General features: G+C 70.0%; 22 protein-coding genes and 2 tRNA genes. 13 read left to right on the top strand and 11 right to left on the bottom strand.

The annotated features are described in order from the left end of the window. Nucleotides 1–114: 114 nt before the first annotated feature. Together A3CE_RS0134190 and A3CE_RS52050 are read left to right on the top strand one after the other, a co-directional pair. The gene (locus A3CE_RS0134190) at nt 115–867 is read left to right on the top strand and encodes a DddA-like double-stranded DNA deaminase toxin (protein ID WP_020644604.1); all 753 of its coding nucleotides are present in this window, start codon (nt 115–117) and stop codon (nt 865–867) included. Next, complete coding sequence (locus A3CE_RS52050; RefSeq protein WP_020644603.1) at nt 861–1256, top strand: Imm1 family immunity protein; 396 nt, start codon at nt 861–863, stop codon at nt 1254–1256. Before A3CE_RS0134190 ends, A3CE_RS52050 begins: the two co-directional genes overlap by 7 nt. Nucleotides 1257–1472: 216 nt before the next feature. Here A3CE_RS52050 and A3CE_RS0134180 read toward each other — a convergent pair. After that, nucleotides 1473–1546, bottom strand: a tRNA-Ser gene (locus A3CE_RS0134180). Nucleotides 1547–1808: 262 nt separating this feature from the next. Here A3CE_RS0134180 and A3CE_RS55520 point away from each other — a divergent pair. Continuing rightward, on the top strand, nt 1809–2939 hold the full coding sequence (locus tag A3CE_RS55520; protein ID WP_084642157.1) for a recombinase zinc beta ribbon domain-containing protein: 1131 nt from the start codon (nt 1809–1811) through the stop codon (nt 2937–2939). Here the strand turns inward: A3CE_RS55520 and A3CE_RS0134170 are convergent. The 3 genes from A3CE_RS0134170 to A3CE_RS0134160 form a co-directional block, all read right to left on the bottom strand. Continuing rightward, nucleotides 2896–2970: transfer RNA gene (locus tag A3CE_RS0134170), tRNA-Val, on the bottom strand. The two genes, A3CE_RS55520 and A3CE_RS0134170, sit on opposite strands and share 44 nt — an antisense overlap. A 47-nt stretch (nt 2971–3017) precedes the next feature. After that, nucleotides 3018–3479 (bottom strand): peroxiredoxin, encoded by a 462-nt coding sequence (locus A3CE_RS0134165; protein ID WP_020644602.1) that lies wholly within the window; start codon nt 3477–3479, stop codon nt 3018–3020. 68 nt (nt 3480–3547) lie between these two features. Continuing rightward, the gene (locus tag A3CE_RS0134160; RefSeq protein ID WP_020644601.1) at nt 3548–3979 is read right to left on the bottom strand and encodes a DUF3052 domain-containing protein; all 432 of its coding nucleotides are present in this window, start codon (nt 3977–3979) and stop codon (nt 3548–3550) included. 417 nt (nt 3980–4396) lie between these two features. Here A3CE_RS0134160 and aceE point away from each other — a divergent pair, with 417 nt between their 5' ends. Together aceE and A3CE_RS0134150 are read left to right on the top strand one after the other, a co-directional pair. Next, entirely contained in the window at nt 4397–7192 is a 2796-nt protein-coding gene (aceE, locus tag A3CE_RS0134155; protein WP_020644600.1) for a pyruvate dehydrogenase (acetyl-transferring), homodimeric type, read from the top strand. Between the two features lie 88 nt (nt 7193–7280). After that, a complete protein-coding gene (locus A3CE_RS0134150) occupies nt 7281–8492 on the top strand; it encodes an alpha-hydroxy acid oxidase (protein WP_026469137.1) in 1212 nt (403 codons plus the stop codon). Between the two features lie 17 nt (nt 8493–8509). Here the strand turns inward: A3CE_RS0134150 and A3CE_RS0134145 are convergent, their stop codons facing one another. The 4 genes from A3CE_RS0134145 to A3CE_RS0134130 all read right to left on the bottom strand — a co-directional run bounded on the left by A3CE_RS0134145 (nt 8510) and on the right by A3CE_RS0134130 (nt 12397). After that, nucleotides 8510–9145 carry a nicotinamide mononucleotide transporter family protein gene (locus A3CE_RS0134145; protein WP_020644598.1) on the bottom strand — a complete coding sequence of 212 codons (636 nt, stop codon included), beginning with the start codon at nt 9143–9145 and terminating at the stop codon, nt 8510–8512. 140 nt (nt 9146–9285) lie between these two features. Next, entirely contained in the window at nt 9286–10056 is a 771-nt protein-coding gene (locus A3CE_RS0134140) for a mechanosensitive ion channel family protein (protein ID WP_020644597.1), read from the bottom strand. A gap of 218 nt (nt 10057–10274) precedes the next feature. Then, nucleotides 10275–11468, bottom strand: coding sequence for an ABC transporter permease (locus tag A3CE_RS0134135; RefSeq protein WP_026469136.1), 1194 nt, complete (start codon nt 11466–11468; stop codon nt 10275–10277). Nucleotides 11469–11491: 23 nt separating this feature from the next. Further along, entirely contained in the window at nt 11492–12397 is a 906-nt protein-coding gene (locus A3CE_RS0134130; protein WP_020644595.1) for an ABC transporter ATP-binding protein, read from the bottom strand. 117 nt (nt 12398–12514) lie between these two features. Between A3CE_RS0134130 and A3CE_RS0134125 the strand changes: the two genes are divergently transcribed. The 7 genes from A3CE_RS0134125 to A3CE_RS0134095 all read left to right on the top strand — a co-directional run bounded on the left by A3CE_RS0134125 (nt 12515) and on the right by A3CE_RS0134095 (nt 18421). After that, nucleotides 12515–13729: a PucR family transcriptional regulator gene (locus A3CE_RS0134125; protein WP_020644594.1), complete on the top strand. Its 1215-nt coding sequence runs from the start codon at nt 12515–12517 to the stop codon at nt 13727–13729. 81 nt (nt 13730–13810) lie between these two features. Continuing rightward, entirely contained in the window at nt 13811–14251 is a 441-nt protein-coding gene (locus A3CE_RS0134120; protein WP_020644593.1) for a VOC family protein, read from the top strand. Between the two features lie 31 nt (nt 14252–14282). Beyond that, the gene (locus A3CE_RS52045) at nt 14283–14786 is read left to right on the top strand and encodes a nitroreductase family deazaflavin-dependent oxidoreductase (protein ID WP_020644592.1); all 504 of its coding nucleotides are present in this window, start codon (nt 14283–14285) and stop codon (nt 14784–14786) included. A gap of 134 nt (nt 14787–14920) precedes the next feature. Next, a complete protein-coding gene (locus A3CE_RS0134110) occupies nt 14921–15844 on the top strand; it encodes an ACP S-malonyltransferase (protein ID WP_185839832.1) in 924 nt (307 codons plus the stop codon). Further along, nucleotides 15841–16824: a beta-ketoacyl-ACP synthase III gene (locus A3CE_RS0134105; protein ID WP_020644590.1), complete on the top strand. Its 984-nt coding sequence runs from the start codon at nt 15841–15843 to the stop codon at nt 16822–16824. Before A3CE_RS0134110 ends, A3CE_RS0134105 begins: the two co-directional genes overlap by 4 nt. A 75-nt stretch (nt 16825–16899) precedes the next feature. Further along, a complete protein-coding gene (locus tag A3CE_RS0134100) occupies nt 16900–17145 on the top strand; it encodes an acyl carrier protein (RefSeq protein WP_004559006.1) in 246 nt (81 codons plus the stop codon). A 28-nt stretch (nt 17146–17173) separates the two neighbouring features. Further along, entirely contained in the window at nt 17174–18421 is a 1248-nt protein-coding gene (locus A3CE_RS0134095; RefSeq protein WP_020644589.1) for a beta-ketoacyl-[acyl-carrier-protein] synthase family protein, read from the top strand. Nucleotides 18422–18462: 41 nt separating this feature from the next. On the opposite strand, the gene A3CE_RS0134090 is transcribed toward A3CE_RS0134095, so the two are convergent. Together A3CE_RS0134090 and A3CE_RS0134085 are read right to left on the bottom strand one after the other, a co-directional pair. Beyond that, nucleotides 18463–19056, bottom strand: coding sequence for a hypothetical protein (locus A3CE_RS0134090; protein ID WP_026469135.1), 594 nt, complete (start codon nt 19054–19056; stop codon nt 18463–18465). 31 nt (nt 19057–19087) lie between these two features. Next, nucleotides 19088–19591, bottom strand: a complete 504-nt coding sequence (locus tag A3CE_RS0134085) for a DUF3145 domain-containing protein (protein WP_026469134.1) — start codon at nt 19589–19591, stop codon at nt 19088–19090. A 273-nt stretch (nt 19592–19864) separates the two neighbouring features. Between A3CE_RS0134085 and A3CE_RS0134080 the strand changes: the two genes are divergently transcribed. After that, nucleotides 19865–21715: a hypothetical protein gene (locus tag A3CE_RS0134080; protein WP_020644586.1), complete on the top strand. Its 1851-nt coding sequence runs from the start codon at nt 19865–19867 to the stop codon at nt 21713–21715. Between the two features lies 1 nt (nt 21716). Here A3CE_RS0134080 and A3CE_RS0134075 read toward each other — a convergent pair whose 3' ends face one another. Further along, nucleotides 21717–23111, bottom strand: coding sequence for a dihydrolipoyl dehydrogenase family protein (locus A3CE_RS0134075; RefSeq protein WP_043791233.1), 1395 nt, complete (start codon nt 23109–23111; stop codon nt 21717–21719). Between the last annotated feature and the right edge of the window lie 87 nt (nt 23112–23198).

The following is a 23198-nucleotide window of genomic DNA, read 5'->3' as shown; positions in this document are numbered from 1 at the left end:
GCGACCGCCACCACCGCCGAGCTGGCCGAGGCGCGACGCGGACTCGTCCTCGTCACCCCGCGCGGGCAGTGATAGCAAGCCGTTGAACAGCCAGTATGGACACTGGGGGCGATCATGGCGGGAGTGACGGAGCTAGTGGCAGCCGTACGCACGGCGCTGGGCAAGCTGTCCACCGCCAGCCTGACGCAAGCCGCCAGCCTGCTCGAAGAAGCCGCCCAAGCCTTGAGCCAGACCGGCTCACAGCAGCCGGAGATGACGCAGGCTGTTGGTGGCCTGAGCACCGCCGCGCAGGGCGCGAGCGAGATAGCCGGTCTGGTGGGTCGCGCCAGCGGAGCGCTGAGCGGCTATCTCGAACGCCTCGGAGCCACCAACCCGCCGGACGGAGGCGGCGACCCGGCTGGGACGCCGACACAGCCACCAGCTGCCGCCGCGCCGGCCTCGGCGGTGCCGGATGGCCAGCGGCTCACCCGGGAACAAGCCGAAGCCCTCCAAGCCGGGCTGCCGCCGCCGGTGGTCGCCAACTCGGGTGTCAAGACCCACGGGCAATGGGTTGACGAGCACGGCCAGGCGCACCCGATAGCCAGCGGGCGGGACGAGGACTCGGCGCGGGCATGGGCCATCTTGCAAGAGCGCGGCATTCCGGTACCAGCGGAGACGACGCGGGTATCGGACGTAGAGCAGAAGCTGGCCGCCCGCATGGTGCACGAAGGACGGAAGCACTTGGATGTGGCACTCAATAACCGGCCCTGTAAGGGTCCGTACGGGTGTGACACCTTGGTGCCGGTTATCCTGCCGGACGGCTATTCCATGACGGTACACGCACCGCGGTACCGCAAGACGTTTACCGGAGGAGCGAAGCCGTGGTGACGCTGGAAGTCTGGTACAACCAGGAGCCGGAAAACGACTACGCCGAAGGCGACCCGCCCATTCTGGTGAGCACGGCCGCCGAACTCGACGCCCTGATTGCCCGAGTGCAGGCCGACACGAAAGGGATGCCCGTCCCCTCGATGGTGGAGTGCTCCGTACAAGGCGACCCGCGACGCGGGGTGTTTGATATGGGGATTGGTCAGGAGACAGGCTTCGTTATGTTTATGACTCCGCGCTCGGCGCACACCGTGGGCGACGCCAGTCTGACGGGTAAGGTTGTCTATGACTACATGGGCAATGCCAGCGAGATACCGGCGAGCTACGAGGTGCCGCTAACTGAGGCGCGGCGGGTGGCGGTGGCTTTTTTGGAACGGGAGGAATTGCCGTAAATCAAGTGCTGGCAAGAGTGACTAACTGCATAGATGCACTCAAGCGAAAAGTCGCCCGACCTCCAGAGGAGGCCGAGCGTTGGGTTGATCCGGCCACAGATGCAGCCAGATTGTGTGGTAGGACTGATGTCAGTTAGCCTCCGCCTTCGACTTAGCAACACCTCCTTTTCAGGATTTTGGACACCAACCTGCGTGGGGGTGCACTGGTCAGGGTTGTAGCGGGGACAGGATTTGAACCTGCGACCTCTGGGAAGTCGTCCCAGCGAGCTACCGAGCTGCTCTACCCCGCGTCTGAAAATAATCATGACTGGAAGCCAAATGATTGATGCGCAGGCAGTGTAAAGAATCAATTTCAATAGTTCTTTACATCAGACCTCGAAAGACTGGCGGCAATGCCAACCGCGCGGCCGCATTATAAGCGATCACGAAAAGTTGTTCAAGTGCAACAAGGGCGAAAGTATCACCAGCGAAGCACTACCAATCCCAATCTATCCCGTAGCAGAGATCGGTGCGAACATGCCGCCAACTCTCGCTAATATGCCGTGAGCCGTCATGTTGACAGGCGACTTGGCGTCGATTTTCCCGGCTCAATGCGGAAAAATAATTCCGCTCACTGAATGTCCAGTATTCCTTAGGGACTTCATGGGCATTGTGTCGTACCAGGGCATTCACTACGAAGGCAAGCACACACCGCTCATCGAGCCGGAGACGTGGCTGGCGATCCAAGACATCTTGGCGGCGCACGCCCACCTCGGCGAGAAGGACCGCAAGCACACGCACTATCTGCGCAGCACGATCTACTGCGCCGACTGCGGGGGCCGGTTGGTCTACTCGATTTACGTCGGTAACGGCGGCGCTTACACGTACTACGTGTGCGTCAAGAAGAAGACCAAGACGAGCAACTGCCGCCGCCCAGCCGTGAGGCTGGAGCGTATCGAGGAGGGCATTGCCCGGTTCTACGAGCGGTTCGAGGTGAGCGCGGCTCACGTCGAACAGATCCGCGCCGGCGTGCGAGCGCTGCTGACTGCCGACCAGGAGGAGGCACGCCGCCACGCGACTCAGGCGGTCAAACGCAAAACAACAGGCGACGGACGAGCGACAGAAGCTGCTCCGCGCGCACTATGCGGGCACATCCCGGAGGACGTGCTCGGCTCGGAGATGAAGCGGCTGACGCGGACGCTCGCCGAGGCGGACGCACTGATTGCCGCAGCACAAACCTCCACGGCTGAGGTCGAGGGCACCCTCGAAGCGGCCTTGGCGGCGGCGGGGCGGTGTCACCGGGCCTATGCCACAGCACCGGAGCCTGTCCGGCGGCAAATCAATCAGGGCTTCTTCGTGAAGCTGTTCATTGGGCAAGACGGCTCGGTGGTGCGGGTTGAGCTGACGGAGCCGTTTGCCGCGCTCCTCGCCCAGGAGTTGTCGGTGCGGTTGGCGGACGCACGCGGCACTGGCGGACTGTCCCGCGCGGCCCAGACGGCCGGAGACGAGCCCGGAGATTCACCCGATGGGACGCATCCGGGCGAGCAGAGACGGGCGACGAGCGGCCGACGCGGCGCGCGCCGTGGCGATACGGAAAGTGATAATGACGTCACACCTAGCAACGTTTTTTCATTTGCTAACGGTGTGCAAGACGAGTACTTGGTGGGCGCAGCAGGGTTCGAACCTGCGACCGCTCGGGTGTAAACCGAGTGCTCTTCCGCTGAGCTATGCGCCCTCAGGCGGCGGCTCCCGCTCGGTGAGGGGAGCCGCCGCCCGGAGACATCAGGCCAGTTCGGCCACGGCCTTCTTCCAGCCCTGCTGGTCGCGGGCCTCGCCCGGCGCGTTGACCTCGGCGAACTTGACCACACCGGAGGTGTCGATCAGGAACGTGCCGCGCACCGCCAGGCCGGCCTGCTCGTTGAACACGCCGTACGCACGAGCCACCTCGCCGTGCGGCCAGAAGTCCGACAGCAGCGGGAACTGGTAGCCCTCCTTCTCGGCCCACGCCTTGAGCGAGAACGGCGTGTCGACCGAGACGCCCAGTACCTGGACGCCCTTGTTGTCGTAGTCCGCGAACTCGTCACGGAGCTGGCACAGCTCGCCGGTGCAGATGCCGCTGAACGCGAACGGGTAGAAGACCAGCAGAACCGGCTTGTCACCCCGGAACGACGACAGCTGGACCGGCTGCTTGTTGTAGTCGTTGAGCGTGAAGTCAGGGGCCTCAGAACCGACCTCGACGGTCATACCGCGTTTCCTCTCCCGAACGGACACGTGCCTGCGAGGACAACCCTATCGTGTCCGGCGAGGCCGGTTCAGCGCTGCTTCGACTTCGACTTCGGCGACACCAGCCTGGTGCCGATCCAGTTCGGGCCGACGCTCATGTTGGCGGTCTGGGCCAACCCGACGACAGGCACCGCTTCGGCGATCTCGCTCGGCTCGACGTGCCCGGGCTGTCCCGTCTTCGGGGTGAGCACCCAGATCACGCCGGTCTCCTCCAGGGGGCCCCGGGCGTCGATGAGCGCGTCGCCGAGGTCGCCGTCGTCCTGGCGCCACCACAGCAGCACCACGTCGATGACCTCGTCGGCTTCCTCGTCGAGGATGTCCCCGCCGATCTGCTCCTCGATCGCCGCGCGGAGGTCGTCGTCGACGTCCTCGTCCCAGCCGATCTCCTGGACCACCATCTCGGGCTTGATGCCGAGCCTTTCGGCGACGCTGCTCTGATCAGCGTCTCCCGCGGCGACCACTGCTTTCACTCCTCCAACTACGACGGAGCGTGGCGTCGCCCCTCTCGGAGAGGGTACGGCTTCGCCACACTCGGCTACCCGGTTGCCGATAGCGAACACTGGTGCGGCTCCGCGCGCAACCGTCCACACCGGATCTTTGACAAGTCGTGTCGCAGGATACGGCCCGCGGGGGACATCCCGCGACGGCGTTTCGGGTACCTCCGGGGACCGGTCTGCCACCCCGCCGGGACCCGTCCCCTAGGGTAGGGAGGAAGAAAACGCGCGCGCGATACACCGCGCGCCGGGAGTGGCTCGACCGGGTCGGCCCATGTTACCGCCAAGTAGCGGTGCGGAAGCCGGGACGGAAGACGACGATGGAGAGTCGTACACCCCACGCGTACGAGCACCACCGGCTACAACTTTTCGCAAGGAGACCCCTTGGCCCCGCAGAACGACGGCGCCTCCGGCAAGGAGACCCCGGCACGCGTACGCGTCATCCGTGACGGATTGGCGGCGCACCTGCCCGACATCGACCCGGAGGAGACCGCCGAGTGGCTGGACTCCTTCGACGAGGCTCTGGCGAGGGGCGGTCAGCAGCGGGCCCGTTACCTGATGCTGCGCATCCTCGAGCGGGCCCGGGAACGGAACGTCGGCGTCCCGGCCCTGACCTCGACGGACTACGTCAACACCATCCCCACCGAAAACGAGCCCTGGTTCCCCGGCGACGAGGAGATCGAGCGCCGCTACCGCGCCTACATCCGCTGGAACGCGGCGATCATGGTGCACCGGGCGCAGCGCCCGGGCGTCGGCGTCGGCGGGCACATCTCGACCTACGCGTCCTCGGCCGCGCTGTACGAGGTGGGTTTCAACCACTTCTTCCGCGGCAAGGACCACTCCGGCGGCGGCGACCAGATCTACATCCAGGGCCACGCCTCCCCCGGCATCTACGCCCGCGCGTTCCTCGAGGGCCGGCTCTCGGAGTCGCAGCTCGACGGCTTCCGCCAGGAGTTCAGCCACGCCGGCGAGGGCGGCGGCCTGCCGTCGTACCCGCACCCGCGGCTGATGCCGGAGTTCTGGGAGAACCCGACGGTGTCCATGGGCCTCGGCCCGATGAACGCCATCTACCAGGCGCGGTTCAACCGCTACCTGCGCGACCGCGGCATCAAGAACACCGACGACCAGCACATCTGGGCGTTCCTCGGCGACGGCGAGATGGACGAGGCCGAGTCGCGGGGGCTCATCCACGTCGCGGCCGGCGAGGGCCTCGACAATCTCACCTTCGTGATCAACTGCAACCTGCAGCGGCTCGACGGCCCGGTGCGCGGCAACGGCAAGATCATCCAGGAGCTGGAGTCGTACTTCCGCGGCGCCGGCTGGAACGTCATCAAGGTGATCTGGGGCCGCGAGTGGGACTCGCTGCTGCACGCCGACCGCGACGGCGCGCTGGTCAACCTGATGAACGTCACCCCGGACGGTGACTACCAGACGTACAAGGCCAACGACGGCGCCTTCGTCCGCGAGCACTTCTTCGGCCGCGACCCGCGGACGAAGGACCTGGTCAAGGACCTCTCCGACGCCGACATCTGGAACCTCAAGCGCGGCGGCCACGACTACCGCAAGGTGCACGCGGCCTACAAGGCGGCGCTGGAGCACCACGGCCAGCCGACGGTGATCCTGGCCCACACCATCAAGGGCTACGGCCTGGGCCCGGCGTTCGAGGGCCGCAACGCCACGCACCAGATGAAGAAGCTCACCCTCGACGACCTGAAGCTGTTCCGCGACTCGCAGCGGATCCCGATCAGCGACGAGGAGCTGGAGCGCAACCCGAAGCTGCCGCCGTACTACCACCCGGGCGCGAACTCGCCCGAGATCGAGTACATGATCGGCCGCCGCAAGGCGCTCGGCGGGTTCCTGCCGGAACGCCGCCCGAAGGCCGCGAAGGCGCTGGTCCTGCCCGGCGACAAGGTCTACGAGGGCATCCGGAAGGGCTCCGGCAAGCAGGAGGTCGCCACGACGATGGCGTTCGTCCGGCTGGTCCGCGAGCTGGCCAAGGACTCCGAGATCGGCAAGCGCGTCGTCCCGATCATCCCGGACGAGGCCCGCACCTTCGGCCTCGACTCGATGTTCCCGACGGCCAAGATCTACAACCCGCACGGCCAGACGTACACGTCGGTCGACGCGAGCCTGATGCTGGCCTACAAGGAGTCCGAGAAGGGCCAGCTGCTGCACGAGGGCATCAACGAGGCGGGCTCGACCGCGTCGTTCACCGCCGTCGGCACCTCGTACGCGACGCACGGCGAGCCGATGATCCCGATCTACATCTTCTACTCGATGTTCGGGTTCCAGCGGACCGGTGACGGCCTGTACGCCGCCGCCGACCAGATGGCCCGCGGGTTCGTCATCGGCGCCACCGCCGGCCGCACCACCCTGACGGGTGAGGGTCTGCAGCACGCGGACGGGCACTCGCTGCTGCTGGCGGCGACCAACCCGGCCGCGGTGGCCTACGACCCGGCGTGGTCGTTCGAGATCGCGCACATCGTGAGGGACGGCCTCCGCCGGATGTACGGCGAGACCGGCCCGGACGGCAACGGCGAGAACGTCTTCTACTACATGACGATCTACAACGAGCCGTACCAGCAGCCCGCCGAGCCGGAGAACCTCGACGTCGACGGCCTGCTCAAGGGCTTGTACAAGTACGCCGACGCGCCGTCGGGCGACGGCCCGGAGGTCCAGATCCTGGTCTCCGGCGTCACGATGCCGGACGCGCTGAAGGCCCAGAAGATGCTGGCCGAGGAGTGGGGCGTGCGGGCGGCCGTGTGGTCGGCCACGTCGTGGACGGAGCTGCGGCGCGAAGCCGTCGAGATCGACCACGACAACCTGCTCTACCCGGGCAGCGAGCCGCGCGTGCCGTACGTCACAGAGGCGCTTTCGGGCTCGAACGGCCCGGTCGTGGCGGTGTCGGACTGGATGCGCGCGGTGCCGGACCTGATCCGCCCATACGTGCCGACCGACATGCTGACGCTGGGCACCGACGGGTTCGGCTTCTCCGACACCCGGCCGGCGGCGCGGCGGAAGTTCCTGGTCGACGCCGAGTCGATCACCGTCGGCGCGCTGTCGATCCTCGCCAAGCGCGGCGAGGTCGACCAGGCGAAGGTGCTCGATGCGGCGACGAAGTACCGGCTCGACGACATCACGGCCGCCGGGCCGCAGACGTCGGATTCCGGGAACGCCTGACCTCGCGTCGGAGAAACAATGCTAGGTTCGGGACCCGGCAGACATCCGATGTCTGCCGGGTCCCGTTGCGTGTAGGGAGTTGATGAAGGTGACCAAGCGCCGACTGCCGAAGCCGGACGAGCTGAAGCAGATCCTGCGGCCGAAGCCGATCGTGCTGAACCCGACGGACCGGCGGCTGGCGAACGCGCACACCATCGCCGACCTGCGGATGATCGCGCGCAAGCGGACCCCGCGGGCGGCGTTCGACTACACCGACGGTGCGGCCGAGCTCGAGGACAGCCTGCTGCGCGCCCGCCAGGCGTACCGCCGCGTCGAGTTCCACCCGAACGTGCTGCGCGGGGTGTCCGATGTGGACACCTCACGGGAGATCCTCGGCAAGACCTCGGCACTGCCGTTCGCCTTCGCCCCCACCGGGTTCACCCGGATGATGCAGCACGAGGGCGAGAGCGCGGTCGCGCGCGTCGCCGAGCGCAACGGCATCCCGGTCGGGCTCTCGACGATGGCGACGACGTCGATCGAGGACCTGGCGGCGGCCGCGCCGGGCGCCCGCAAGTGGTTCCAGCTCTACGTCTGGCGCGACCACGGCGCCGGGGAAGATCTGATGAATCGTGCGTGGGAGCACGGCTACGACACGCTCATGCTGACCGTGGACACGCCGGTCGCGGGGGCCCGGCTGCGGGACGTCCGCAACGGGCTGACCATCCCGCCGGCGCTCACGCTCAAGACGTTCCTCGACGGCGCGACGCACCCGGCGTGGTGGTTCAACCTGCTCACCACCGAGCCCCTGACGTTCGCTTCGCTCAACCAGTTCGGCGGCACGGTGGCCGAGCTGCTGAACAAGCTGTTCGACCCGACGCTGAACTACGACGACCTCGACTGGGTGCGCCGCACCTGGCCGGGGAAGCTCGTGGTCAAGGGCGTCCAGAGCGTCGACGACGCGCGCGACGTCGTGAAGCACGGCGCCGACGCGGTCCTGCTGTCCAACCACGGCGGCCGCCAGCTGGACCGCGCGCCGACGCCCCTGGAACTGCTCCCGGCGGTGCTGGACGAGGTCCAGGGCGGCGCGGAGATCTGGATCGACACGGGCATCCTCTCGGGCGGCGACATCGTGGCGGCGATCGCCCGCGGCGCGAACGCGGTGCTGGTCGGCCGCGCGTTCCTGTACGGCCTGATGGCCGGCGGCGAGCGCGGCGTCCAGCGCAGCGTCGACATCCTGCGCACCGAACTGGTCCGCACGATGCAGCTGCTCGGCGTCCGCACCCTCGCCGACCTCACCCCGTCACACGCCACCCTCCGCTGAACGGCGGGGCTCAGGGCTCAGCTGGTCGCCGGCGTGACCTTGCGGGCTTCGAGGCGGTTGGCCGAGCGGTTCCAGCTCCACCAGCCGTGCACGACGAGCCCGGCGAAGACGATGTAGACCGCGGCGGAGAAGTACAGCCCGGACGAGATCTGCAGCGGCACGCCGATCGCGTCGACGACCAGCCAGACGAGCCAGAACTCGACGAGCCCCGCCCCTTGCGCGCCGAAGGCCACCAGCGTCCCGACGAAGATCGCGGCGTCCGGCCAGGGCGCCCATGACGCGTTCAGGGCGTCGAGGACCAGCGCCATCACGGTGGTGCCGGCGGCGAAGGCGCCGAGCATGGCCAGCCGTTCGGCGAGCCGCCCCTTCCGCACGACGACGCCGAACACCGGGTCCTTGCGGCGCGTCCAGGCCCACCAGCCGTAGAGGGAGATGGCGAGGATCGCGACCTGCCGTGCGGCGAGCCCGCCGAGGTGGGCCGAGACGTAGACGGCGAACAGCAGCACAGTGGCCCCGACCTGCACGGGCCACGTCCACAGGGTGCGACGCTGCGCGAGGAACACGACGGCCAGCGCGAACACCTGCCCGGCGAGCTCCGCGATCGAAATCCACTGGCCCAGCACGGTGATCCCGTGGTGCAGGAGGAAGTCCACGGCACGCCCCTTTCGTCCTACGGCTCCCAACATGCTCCGTGACGGACGCATTCCCCAGGGACTGTGAGCGGCGGAACATCCCGGAGTGTGGGACGGGCCCGGCGGCTTCCCCGTCCGCCGGGCCCGTCCTGGACGCCCGCTCAGATCTGGGGGCGCGGGGTCCCGACCGGCGGCGTCGGGGTGCTGTCGGCCATCGCGCGCGGGGCCGCCGGGCCCGCGCCCATCTCGCCCGTGCGCTGGGCCGGGGTCTCCAGCTGGTGCTCCATGTTCGCGATCCAGCCGCGCCAGCGGTCCTGGGCAGGCTTGATCAGGCCGCCGCCGAAGCCGACCACGATCACGCCGCCGATCGTCGCCAGGACCGCGATCAGCACCGGGCCGGTGATCGCCGTCGCGATGTTCACCTGGCCGAGCGCCGCGATGATGCCGAACGCCATGATCAGCCAGTAGGCCGCCAGCGAAAGCGGGCGCGCCGCCCCGCGGCCGGACAACGCGGACGCGACCACGTCCCGTGCCACCTTCGCGATCGCCGCCGCCACCACGACGAGCACCAGCGCCACCACGATCCGCGGCAGGAACGCGATGATGTCGTTGAGCAGCTGGCTCACCGGGTTGGTCGGCCCGAACACGCCGAACGCCAGCTGCAGCGCGATCAGCAGAATGAAGTAGTAGACCAATTTGACGAGGATCCCGGTCGCGTCGATCTTCTGCTGGCCGACCTTTCCGCTCAGCCCGGTCCGCTCGACCAGTTTCCCGAAACCGGCTTTCCCGAGCACGAGCGCCAGCCCTTTCGAGACGGCTTTCGCGATCAGCCAGCCGATCAGCAGGATGATCAGGAATCCCACGAGTTTCGGGACGAACGTGGCCACCATGGCCCACGCCTGCCCGAGCCCGTCCTTCAGTTGCTCGCCCATATCGGCTCCCTCCACGGATTTGCACCGGATCGTCGATCAAGTACCCAGGTGCGGCAACTCGTGCGCCCCACGATCGAGTGAGACGACTGGCGCGCGAAGATCACCCGTGGCCATACTGGTTCTACCGGTGGGGACCGGGGAGACGAGGCCGTCCGGCGCAGCGTAAACCGCAAGCGCCGGGCGGCCTCGAGCATTCTCGGCAGTAACGGCGGGAAACGTCAGGCGGCGCGCAGGGCGTCGCGGAGTTTCACCTTCGCGCCGGTGCGCATGACCGCATTCCGGTAGATCCGCGCGGCGAGCCAGATCAGCCCCGGAATCAGCAGCACCACCAGCCCCACGGACACCACCGCTTCCCAAACGGGCACTCCGCCCATCGCCAGCCGCATCGGCATCAGCGTCGGCGAAAACACCGGAATCACGGAAAGCACTTCGACGAACGTGTTGCCCGGATCCGACGGCAGCACGGAAATGCCGATCACGTAACCGGCGATCACGAACATCAGCGCGGGCATCACCGCGCCGCCGACGTCTTCCTGGCGCGAAACCAGCGCGCCGAGCGCGGCGAACACGATCGAGTACATGAAGAACCCGAGCAGGTACCACACGACCAGCCAGACGACGGTGCCCACGGCCGCCGAGACGGAAATGGTGAGCACATTCGTCGCCAGCCCGGCGACGACTCCGCCGATCCCGATCACGAGCATCTGGATCAGCCCGACCACGCCGATGCCGAGCACCTTCCCGGCCATCAGCTGCCACGGCTTGATCGTCGACAGCAGCAGCTCGACCACCCGCGACGTCTTCTCCTCGACCACGCCCTGCGCGACGGTCTGGCCGTTGATCATCAGCGAGAGGTAGATCAGGATGCCGGCGACGATGCCCAGCACCAGCTGCTGGCCGTTGTAGTCGTACGGCTGCTCCAGCGGCGGGTCTTCGACGAACTTCGCCGACGCGATCGCGGCCTGGAACTGCGCCGGGTTCCCGCCCAGCGCGGTGATCTGCTGGTTGAGCGCCACCTGCTGGGACAGCAGCTGCAGGACGTTCGCGAGCTTGCCGTCGAGGTCCTTCTTCACCTGGACGTGCACGCTCTTGCCGTCGCCGGTGAGCAGCGCGTCGAGCGAGCCGTCGGCCAGCTTCGCGCGCCCGGCGGCCTCGTCGGCGACCTGCACCGTCTCGATCTTCTCGTCGACCGCCTGGCCGCCGGCCTTCAGCGGCGCGGCCAGCGGAGCGGTCGCCGAGGTGTAGCCGACGGTCGCGTCGGCGCCGCCCCCGCCGGAGATCAGCTTGATCACGACGATGCCGACCACGATCAGCAGCAGCATGATCACCGTGCTGACGCGGAACGCCTTGGACTTCACGCGGGTGCTGATTTCGCGGGAGGCCACCAGCCCCACGGCGGCAGTGGGGCTCATCCGGACGTCCGGAACCGGGGCGCTCACGCGTGGACCTCCTCGGTGACGACGGAGCGGAACAGGTCGGCCAGCGACGGCTGCTCGCGCGCGAACTCGCGCACCGGCCCGGTGGCCAGCGCGGCCTTGAGCACGGCCTGGTCGTCGGCGCCCTCGCCCAGCTCGACCTCGGTCACCGGGCCGGTCCGGCCGAGCACCTTCACCCCGGGCAGGCCGTCGGCCCACCCGTCGGCGGCCTCGGGGACGTCGACCCGCAGCCGCACCGCTCCGCCCGCGCGCAGCTCGTCGACCGTGCCGACGGCCACCATCTGTCCACTGCGGACGATCCCGACCCGGTCGCAGAGCCGCTCCACCAAGTCGAGCTGGTGGCTGGAGAACACGACCGGCACGCCCTCGGCGGCCTTTTCCTTGAGCACCTGGCTCATCACGTCGACCGCGACCGGGTCGAGGCCGGAGAACGGCTCGTCGAGCACCAGGATCCGCGGCTCGTGCACCAGCGCCGCGGCCAGCTGGACGCGCTGCTGGTTGCCGAGGCTGAGCTTCTGCACCTCGTCGTCGCGGCGGCCGGCGACGCCGAGCCGTTCGGTCCAGGCGTCCGCCGACGACCGCGCGTCGGCGGCGGACATGCCGTGCAGCCGCGCGAGGTACGTCAGCTGCTCGGCCACCTTCATCTTCGGGTAAAGCCCGCGCTCTTCGGGCATGTACCCGATGTGGCGGCGCGTTTCGTGCGTCACCGGCACGCCGTCGTAGCGGACTTCGCCGGCGTCGGCGGAAAGCACGCCGAGCGCGATCCGCATGGTCGTGGTCTTGCCGGCGCCGTTGCTTCCGACGAATCCGAACAATTCGCCCGGCCGGACGTCGAATGTCATTTCGCGCAGGGCGACGACATCGCCGTAGCGTTTGGAGATCGCGTCGATCTCTAACCCGGTCATCCCGGTCCCCCGTTCCTGTGTGGCCCCGATCCTAGGCAGTCCGTACACGCACTGACTACTGTCGCGCGTTGCCGCGAGGGGCTACGAAAGTTGCGGGCACGTAGGATCGCGTCCGCCATGGATGGAACCACCGCCCCGCGCCGGGTGCCGAAGCACCACGGACTGTCCGCGAAGACGCTTCGGCAGCTCGAACGCGCCTCCGGCAGCCTGGCGAGCGCGAGCATCGCGGTGATGGAGCGGCGGCTGCCGTGGTTCGCCCGGCTGCCCGCCGACCAGCGCGCGAGCGTCCTGCTGATCACCCAGGCCGGGGCCGCCGGCTTCGTTTCCTGGCTGCGGGACTCCAAGGAAGCCCTGAAGCTCACGACCGAGGCCTTCCGCGACGCGCCGGCCGAGCTGTCCCGGTGGGTCAGCCTGCGCCAGGCGGTCGGCATGGTGCGGCTCGCCATCGAGGTGTTCGAAGAACAACTGCCCGAGTTCGCCGCGAACGAGGCGGAACGCGCGGCGCTGATCGAGGGAATCCTGCGCTACGGCCGGGAAATCGCGTTCGCGGCGGCGAACTCGTACGCCGCCGCGGCGGAGGCGCGCGGCGCGTGGGACGCCCGGCTCGAGGCGCTGGTCGTCGACGGCATCGTCCGCGGCGACGCCGAGGAGTCGGTGCTCTCGCGGGCCACGGCGCTGGGCTGGGAGCCCTCCGCGGCCGCCACGGTGCTGGTCGGCAACCCGCCGTCGGAGGACCCGCCGACGATCGTGTTCGAGGTCCGCAGCCGCGCCGCCCGCGTGGGCCGCCCGGTACTGCTGTCGGTGCAGGGCTCCCGGCTGGTGGTCGTGGTGGGCGGGCCGACCGACGGCGGTGTGAAGGAGCGGGAGATCCTGGCCCGGATGTCGGTGGCGTTCGCCGAAGGCCCGGTCGTCGCCGGTCCGACGGTGCCGACCCTGGCCGAGGCCCACCACAGCGCGACGGAGGCGCTCTCGGGGCTGCGGGCGGTGGTCGGCTGGCCGGGCGCGCCCCGGCCGGTCCGGTCGGCGGACCTGCTGCCCGAGCGCGCGCTGTCCGGGGACGCGGAGGCGGAACGCCTGCTGGTGGACACGATCGCGCGGCCGCTGGAAGAGGCAGGCCCGACCCTGCAGCGCACGGTCGAGGCGTACCTCGAGAGCGGCGGTGTGCTGGAGACGTGCGCCAAGACGCTGTTCGTCCACCCGAACACGGTCCGGTACCGGCTGCGGAAGGCGGCGGACCTGACGGGCTGCCAGCCGACCGACCCGCGCGACGCCCTGGTGCTGCGGATCGCGCTGACCGTCGGGCGGCTGGCGCGGGCCCGCGGACTTTGGTGACCGGAGGATGTCGAGAACGCGCCGCCGGCTCCGTCCCCGGAGCACGAGCGGCCGCCGGGGCCGCGTGACGCGGGAGAACACATGACGATCAAGCGGATGGACAACGTCGGCGTCGTCGTCGACGACCTCGCGGCGGTGACCGCGTTCTTCGTCGCTCTCGGCCTGGAGCTCGAGGGCGAAGCCACGGTCGGCGGACCGGAGGTGGACGTCCTCGTCGGTCTCGAGGGGGTGCGGTGCGACATGGCCGTGGTGCGGACGCCGGACGGCCACGGGCGCCTCGAGCTGATGAAGTTCCACGCGCCGGCGGCCCCCGCCGCCGCCGAGCGGGACGCGCCGGTCAACGCCTTCGGTCTCCGTCGCATCATGTTCGCCGTCGAGGACATCGAGGCCGTCCTCGCCCGGGTGCGCCCGCACGGCACCGAACCCGTGGGCGAACTGGTGCAGTACGGGGACAGCCACCGGCTCTGCTACCTCCGCGGCCCCGAAGGCATCATCGTCGCGCTGGCCGAGAAGCTCCGCTGAACCCCCGTCCCCGCTTCGAAAGGACGTCACCATGGCCGTCGCCGACGACCTCGACCGCGCCACCGACTCCACCGACTCGCAGTGGGCCTGGGTCGCCGAGCAGACCCGCACGTACCTGGACTCGGGTGGCACCGAGGGACACGAGTCGAACGGCGTGCACACCCTGATCCTTGCCACGACCGGCCGCCGGACCGGCGTGCCCCGGCGAACCTGCCTGATCTACGGCACGTCGGGGGACGACTTCGTTGTCGTCGCGTCCAAGGGCGGCGCCGACGAGGACCCGGCGTGGTTCCAGAACCTCCTGGCGGAGCCGAGCGTCGGCGTCCAGGCCGGCACCCGCCGGTTCACCGCCCGCGCCCGGGTCGCGTCGCCGGCCGAGCGCGAGTCCCTCTGGCCGAAAATGGTGGGCGTCTTCCCGCTCTACGCGGAGTACGAGCGGAAGACGGACCGCGTGATCCCGGTCGTCCTGCTCACCCCGCAGGACCGAACCTTGCCGAGACGGCCGTCACGTGATGGACTTAACAGCGAAAGGTGATTGAACCCGACAAGGCATCCGGGTTACGCGCGAGGTTATCCGGCGCGTCTTTGGAGGTTTCCGACAAAGACGCCGCACAGACACTGTGAGCGTCGGCATCCCGGAAAACACCCTCTCCCGTGTTGTCTAGGAGGGTGACAGCAGCAGTCCTCGCTCCCGGTCAGGGGTCCCAGGCCCCCGGCATGTTCACGCCCTGGCTCGACCTCGACGGCGCGCGCGAGCGCGTCGCCCAGTGGTCCGACCGCGCGGGGCTCGACCTGCTCCGCCTCGGCACCGAGGCGGACGCCGACGAGATCCAGGACACCGCGATCGCGCAGCCGCTGATCGTCGCCCTGTCGCTGCTCACCTTCGAGCACCTCCAGGCCACCGCGCCGGTGCCCGCGGACGCCCCGGTCGCCGGTCACTCCGTCGGCGAGCTCGCCGCGGCCGCGATCGCCGGGGTGCTGAAGCCGGAAGACGCCGTCGCGCTCGCCGCCGTCCGCGGCGCCGAGATGGCGAAGGCGTGCGCGCTGGAACCGACGTCGATGGCCGCGGTCATGCTCGGGGACCCCGAGCAGGTCGTCGCGTGGCTCGAAGAGCAGGGCCTGACCGCCGCGAACCGCAACGGCGCCGGGCAGATCGTCGCCTCCGGCGCCGCCGACGCGATCGCGAAGATCGTCGCCGAGCCCCTGGAAGGCACGAAGATCCGCGCCCTCAAGGTGGCCGGTGCGTTCCACACGCAGTACATGGCGCCCGCCGAAGAGGCGTTGCGCGCCCATGCCGCCGAACTGACTCCGGCAGACCCGGCCCGCCCGCTGCTGTCGAACGCGGACGGCGCCGTCGTCACCAGCGGGGCCGAGTACCTCCGGCGGCTGGTTTCGCAGGTCACCCGGTCGGTCCGCTGGGACCTGACGATGGACGGCCTGGTCTCCCTCGGCGTCACCCGCACCGTTGAACTCGCGCCCGCGGGCACCCTGACCGGCCTGGTCAAGCGGCAGCTCAAGGGCGTCGTCACCACTACCACCGCGCTGAAGACGCCTGCCGAGCTGGCGGCGCTGCGCCAGGAGGACGCCTCGTGACCGACCGACCCACCCTGAGCCTCACCACCGGCTCCCGCGGCAGCCGCGTGCTGGGCATCGGCAGCTACCAGCCCGCGAAGATCGTCACGAACGACGACCTGTCGCAGGTCATGGAAACCAACGACGAGTGGATCCAGTCCCGGGTCGGGATCGTCGAGCGCCGGTTCGCCGAGAAGGACGAGCTGCTCACCGACATGGCTGTCGCCGCCGGCACCGCCGCGCTGGCGGACGCCGGGGTCGACCCGTCCGAAGTGGACACGGTGATCCTGCCGAACTGCACGATGCCGACGCTCATCCCGAACGCCGCCGCGCAGGTCGCCGCCCGGATCGGCATCCCGAGCCCCGGCGCGTTCGACCTCAACGCCGCCTGCGCCGGGTTCTGCTACGGCCTCGGCGTCGCCTCGGACCTGATCCGGGCCGGTTCGGCGAAGAAGGTCCTGGTCATCGGCGCCGAGAAGCTCACCGACTCGGTCGACCCGATCGACCGGGCCAACGCGATCATCTTCGCCGACGGCGCGGGCGCCGCGGTGGTCGGCGCGTCCGACGAGCCGGAGATCGGCCCGGTGTCCTGGGGCAGCGCGGGCGACCTGGTCGATCTGATCTACATGCGCGACGAGAAGTACATCTACCAGGAGGGCCAGTCGGTCTTCCGGTGGGCGACGACGCAGATCGCGCCGATCGCGCTGGGCGCGCTGGAGGCCGCCGGGCTCAAGCCGTCCGATGTGGACGTGCTGATCCCGCACCAGGCGAACCTGCGCATCGTCGAGGCGATCGCGAAGAAGCTGCGGGCCAACGGCGCCCGCGACGACATGGTCGTCGCCGACGACATCAAGTACTCCGGCAACACGTCGTCGGCGTCCATCCCCCTCGCGCTGGACCACATGCGCAAGGCCGGGACGGCGAAGGCCGGTGACCTGGTGCTCGCGGTCGGGTTCGGCGCGGGCCTGTCCTACGCCGGGCAGGCGTTCGTCTGCCCCTGATCACCGTTACGCTCCCCGCGGGCACTCGCCCACGGGAAACCAGACCCCAGAAAGACCGAGAAGGGAACAACCCCCATGGCTGACAACGCTGAGATCCTCGCCGGCCTCGCCGAGATCGTCGAAGAGGTCGCCGGTGTGGCTCAGGACGACGTCACCGCCGAGAAGTCGTTCGTGGACGACCTGGACATCGACTCGCTGTCGATGGTCGAGATCGCCGTGCAGGCCGAGGACAAGTTCGGCGTCAAGATCCCGGACGACGAGCTCGCCAACCTGAAGACCGTGGGCGACGCGGTGAACTACGTGTCGGCCAACTCGAAGTAAGTCCTCTTCCCTCCTTGAGGAGACTCCCATGAGCAACATCGACGTCGTGATCACCGGTCTCGGCGCCACCACACCGCTCGGCGGGGACGTGACGTCCACCTGGGACGGTCTGCTGGCCGGGCGGAGCGGGGTTCGCGCGATCGAGGCCGACTGGGTCGAGGAGCTGCAGCTACCGGTCAAGATCGGCGGTCAGCTGGCCGTCGATCCCTCGGAAGTCCTCCCGCGGGTGCAGGCCCGCCGGCTGGACCGCTGCGAGCAGGTCGCGCTGATCGCCGCCCGGCAGGCGTGGGCCGACGCCGGATACACCGAGCCGACCGACGAGCACACCGACGTCGACCCCGACCGCCTCGGCGTGTCGATCGGCACCGGCATCGGCGGCCCGGTCACCCTGCTCACCCAGAACGACCTGTTGCACCAGCAGGGTCTCCGCAAGGTGTCGCCGCTGACCGTGCCGATGCTGATGCCGAACGGCCCGGCCGCGCACGTGGGCATCGACCTCAAGGCGCGGGCCGGGGTGCACTCCCCGGCCTCGGCCTGTGCCTCGGGTGCCGAGGGCATCGCGAGCGGGGTGGAGATGATCCGCTCCGGGCGCGCCGACGTCGTGATCGCGGGGGGCGCCGAAGCGTGCATCCACCCGATCACGCTGGCCGGGTTCGCCCAGGCCCGCACGGTGTCCACGCGCAACGACGACCCGGCGAGCGCGTCGCGGCCGTTCGACTCCAGCCGCGACGGCTTCGTCCTCGGCGAGGGCTCCGGCGTGGTCATCCTGGAGCGCGCGGACCTGGCGAAGGCCCGCGGGGCGCGCATCTACGCCACGGTCGCCGGGCACGGCATCACCTCGGACGCCTACCACATCACCGGCAACCACCCCGAGGGCATCGGCCAGATCGCGGCGATGCGCGCGGCCATGAAGATGGCCGGCGTGACGCCCGCGGACGTCGGGCACGTGAACGCCCACGCGACGTCCACTGTGGTCGGTGACATCGGCGAGGCGGCGGCGATCCGCAACGCGGTCGGCGACCACGCGATCGTGACGGCGCCGAAGGGCTCGCTCGGCCACCTCGTCGGCGGGGCCGGCGCGGTCGAGGGGATCATCACGGTCCTGTCGCTCTACCACGGTCTCGTGCCGGCCACCCGGAACCTGACCGACCTGGACCCGCGGGTGCAGCTGGACGTCGTCGCGGGCGAACCCCGCAAGGTCGAGCTGACCGCGGCGATCAGCAACTCGTTCGGCTTCGGCGGTCACAACACCGCGCTGCTGTTCACCGTGGCCTGATGGCGTGAAAAAGGGGGGCCCGGCTTCGGCCGGGCCCCCCTTCAGCATTTTTCGTGCTCGGGCGGGGGTCCGCCGTCGACGGTGTCGATCCTCAAGGCGGACTTTTCGACGATCATCGGCATCACGAGCCGCCACTTGATACAGGGCTCCCGGAAGAACGGCGGGCCGTCCTCAGCCTTCTGCTCGCTGGTGAACCCGACGAGGACCCGCAGCGACGTGCCCGAGCCTCGCTCGATCCGGTAGACCAGTGCGTCACTGTCCTTCGTGGAGCGAATGCCGGCCAGCCAGTCGTCGGGCGGCTGCTGGGCCACCCGGTCCGCGGTGACCACGGCCCTCCACTGCTGGTACTTCTTGAAGTTGATGGCGTCGAAGTACGTCTGCAGGACTTGGCGGACGGCTTCGGCCTGCGGGTGCGCCCGCGCGTCGTCGGTCATCTTGACCACGTTCGCGGCGCCCTGTTCGCCGTTGCCCGCCGAGGACGGCGTCGACGCGGCCGAGGAGGTGTCGTCGGCGGGCTGGTCCGGACGGCGGTAGAGCTCGCGCGCGAGCAGGCCGCCACCGACGGTCACGGACAGCACCACGACCACGACGGGCACCAGCCAGCGCTGGCGAGAGCTGGGGGCGGGGGTGGTCACGCCCGAAAGCGTACCGGCCCCCGTCCCGCCGCTAGCCGACCTGGTGCAGCCAGGTCACCGGCGCGCCGTCGCCGGCGTGCCGGAAGGGCTCGAGCGCCTCGTCCCAGCTCGCGGCCAGGAGTTCGTCGAGCTTGTGTGCGAGGGACTCACCCCCGCGAGTCATGCTGACGAGGGCGCGCAGCTGGTCTTCGCCCACCACGATGTCGCCGTTGGCGCTGGTCCGGCCGTGCCACAGGCCGAGCCCGGGCGCGAAGCAGAACCGCTCGCCGTCGACGCCCGCGCTGGGCTCTTCGGTGACCTCGAACCGAATCATCGGCCACGCCTTGAGCGCGGCCGCCAGTTTGGCGCCGGTGCCCGCGGGCGCGCGCCAACCGCATTCGGCGCGAAGCTGACCCGGACTGGCCGGCTGCGCCGTCCACTTCAGGTCAACGCGGGCACCCAGGGTGCCCGAAATGGCCCACTCGACGTGCGGACATACCGCAGACGGCGACGAGTGGACGTACACCACACCTCGGGTGCTGCCACGGGTGCTCACTGCTACCTCCGCTTGTTGCTCGACGAGGGACGTCTTCCCCTACGCCCTACTTCGAGCTGCAGCGCGGCCTCAGTGCGGCTCCCGAATGCCGCCTCCGATGCGTTGTAGCACATTCTGCACCCCAACCGTGCTGTTTGGCCACACGAACACCACAAGTCACCCGGCGCCCCACTTTCGGAGGGCACGCGGCCGAGTCGTCCCCGTGTCGCACGGTGGATACGGCCGCGGGCGCTAGCGTGATGACCCGGAACGACGAGCGGAAAGGGGTTTTCGGTGCGACTGGTGCGCCTGGAGCGGCAGCAGTCCCGGGTCGCCGACGACGTCCGGGCGGCACTGGCGTCCCTGGGCCGCGGCAGCACCGTCATCGGCGGGATCGCTCTGGTGGGCGTCGGCTCGGTGACGGAGCGCCCGATCGAGGCGGTGGTCCTGCTGCCCCACGGCGTGATCATCGTGATCGGCGTCGACCTGCCGGATCCGGCGCTGCGGCTGGAAGCACCGCTGGGCGCGGAGTGGAAGGCGGACGGCTGGCCGTTGGTCGCCGACGACGACGCGGTCAACCCCGCCACCGAAGCCCTGGACATCTCCCAGGCGTGCGAGCGGCGCATCGCCGCCCTGGTCCCGGGGACGGCCCCGGTGGGGACGATCATCGCGGTGGGGCCGTACGTGGAGACGGTGGACCAGCCGGCGGGCGACCTGGCAGGCCCGGTCCGCGTACTGCACCCGACCCCGACGACGATGCTGGCGGCAACGGTCTCGCTGGCGACGGCCCACCGGCCGCGATCGGTGGACCAGGTCAGGGCCCTGATCCGCGGGCTGGCGCCGTCGGCACCGGAGTTTTCGGACGAGGTGCTGATCGGCGAGGGCTTCAGCCGGTTGACGGACGACTCGCCACCGGAGTCCCTTTGGGACAGTCCACCCCCGGCCCAGCCTGCGCCGGTCGGTTCGGCAGCGAGTTCGGCGGCGGCTTCGGCCAGTTCCAGTGCGGCTGCGGCAGCCTCAACCGCAACTGACCCGGCGGCCGCCCCAGCCCCGGCGGATTCCAGCGGAACAGCGGCGGCATCGGTCGGCCCATCCGCACCCGACTCGGCCACTGCCACTGCCACATCCGCGGCTACCGCATCGACCACCACCGACCCCGCTGCCCAGTTCGCGACGACCGCGACTTCGGCGGCCGCGGAGTCGGCCGTGGTGAGCGAGACCGAACCCCCGGTCCCCGCCGAACCGCCGACCGCGCCCCCGGAGCCCGCCGCCGAACCGGAGCCGGACCTCCCCTCTGCCGCCGGCGAGGAAGCACTCGCCGAGTCCGCACGCACCGAAGTCCTTCCCGCCCAAGGCGAGCCCCGTCGCCCTGCCGAAACCCCGGCGCGGTCCGTGTTCCCCAGCGCCGAAACCCCGCCACCGCTCTTCCCGGGCACAGCCCGGCCCGCTGACGAAGACACCGAGCGAACCGAAACCCTGGGCTCCCCCACTGAGCCCCCGCTGCCCTTCCCCAAACCGAGACCGCAACCGGAACCCGCCGCCGCGGCCTCGCGGACCGTCCGCTGGCTGCCGCTCGGGGCGATCGGGTTGCTCGTCGTCCTGGTCGTCGCCGCGATCGCCGTGGCCACCACCGGGGACGGGACCGCCGCCGCTCCGCCGCCCGGTCCGGTCAGCCGGCCGCCGTCCACCGTCTCCAGCAGCGCCGCTCCCGTCAAGAGCCTGCAGTTCGCCCTGCGCGCCGCCGGCGGGGACCAGCGCTGCGCGTCGCACGCCTTCGGGGACGCCCAGGCCAGCCTGCAGCAGACCAGCTGCTCGGGCGTGCGGCGGGCGAGCTACGCCGCGACCGTCGACGGCCACGCCGCCGCCGTCACCATCGGGATCGTCGAATTCCCCGACGCCGGTCACGCTGCCGCCTTCAAGGCCATCGCCGACACCCCGGGCGGCGGCGGGATCCTCGATCTCGCCGCCGAGACCGGCAAGTGGGGCGCCACCGCACCGCGCTTCGAGAACGCCGCCTACGCCAGCAAGCTCGACGGCACCTCGGTGCGGCTGGTGCTGGCGGTGTGGGCGCCGGGACCGTCCACTCCGGACGATCCCGGCCTGGTCCGGGCCGCGAAGGCGGCCCTGGACCTGCCCGCGCAGTGACTCAGAGCCCGTAGGCCTCGAGCAGCCGCAGCCACACCTCGCTGATCGTCGGGAACGACGGCACCGCGTGCCACAGCCGGTCCAGGGGCACCTCGCCGACGATCGCGACCGTCGCCGAGTGCACCAGCTCCGCGACGTCCTGGCCGACGAACGTCACGCCGAGCAGCACGTTCCGCTCGGTGTCGACGACCATCCGGGCCTTGCCGGTGTAGCCGTCCGCGTGCAGTGACGAGCCCGCCACCGCGATGTCGATGTCGACGACGCGGTCCGCCGACCCCGGCCGCGCGTCCGCCAGGCCGACCGCCGCGACCTCCGGGTCGGTGAACACCACCTGCGGCACCGCGTGGTGGTCGGCCGTCGCGGTGAAGGGGCTCCACGGCGCTGTCGACACCGGCGTACCGGCGGCCAGCGCGGCCACCGTGTCGCCCGCCGCGCGGGCGCCGTACTTGCCCTGGTGGGTCAGCGGGGCGCGGCCCGTGACGTCGCCGGCCGCGAACAGCCAGTCACCGTCCACTGCGGACACCCGGCCGGTGTCGTCGACCTCCAGCGCCCGGCCGGGCTCGATCCCGAGGGTCTCCAGGCCGAGCCCGGCGGTCGCCGGACGGCGGCCGGTCGCCACCAGGAACTCGTCGACGACGAGCGTCGAACCGTCCTTCAGCGTCAGCTCCGTCCCGGCAGCACCCGCGGCGACCCGCGAAACGCCCGACTCCGCGTGCACCTGGACACCGGCTTCGCGCAGCCCCGCCAGCACCAGGTCACCGGCGAATTCGGCGTTGCGCGGCAGCGGCCGCGGACCGGTGATCACCAGGTGGACCTCCGACCCGAGCGAAGCGAACGCCTGCGCCATCTCGACGCCGACCACGCCGCCGCCGAGGACGCCGAGCCGGGCCGGCACCGCCGACGCCGACGTCGCTTCCCGCGAACCCCACGGCCGGATCGTGTCGAGCCCGTCGATCGGCGGCGTGCTCGGCACGCTGCCGGTGCAGACGATCACCGCGTGCCGCGCGGTCAGCACGCGGTCGCCGCCGACGGTCACTTCCCGCTCACCGGTGATTTCCCCGTGCCCGCGAACCGGTTCGATGCCCGCGCCGCGCGCCCAGTCGACCTGCCCCGAGTCGTCGCCCTTGCCGGTGAACCAGTCGCGGCGCGCGAACACCGCCGCCGGGTCGATCCGGTCGCCGACCGGCACGCCCGGCACCCGTTTGGCGGCGGCGAGGAGATTTCCCGGCCGCAGCAACGCCTTGCTCGGGATGCAGGCCCAATAGGAGCACTCGCCGCCGAAGCGTTCGTGCTCGACGAGGGCGACCTTCAGGCCTCCGCGGGCCGCCCGTTCGGCGGCCACCTCCCCCACCGGACCCGCACCGATCACCACTACGTCAAAAGTCTGTCCAGACATGGGTTCAGGTCACACCACTACGCGGGATCACGCAAGCCAACGCTATCCTCGTGCTGAGAAGCTGCAAGTTATCGGCGGCACCGGGTG

It is taken from the genome of Amycolatopsis balhimycina FH 1894 (assembly GCF_000384295.1).
In the GTDB taxonomy this organism is placed as follows: domain Bacteria; phylum Actinomycetota; class Actinomycetes; order Mycobacteriales; family Pseudonocardiaceae; genus Amycolatopsis; species Amycolatopsis balhimycina.
Note: the sequence above shows the minus strand (reverse complement) of the source record. Positions and strands in the feature narration are given on the sequence as shown.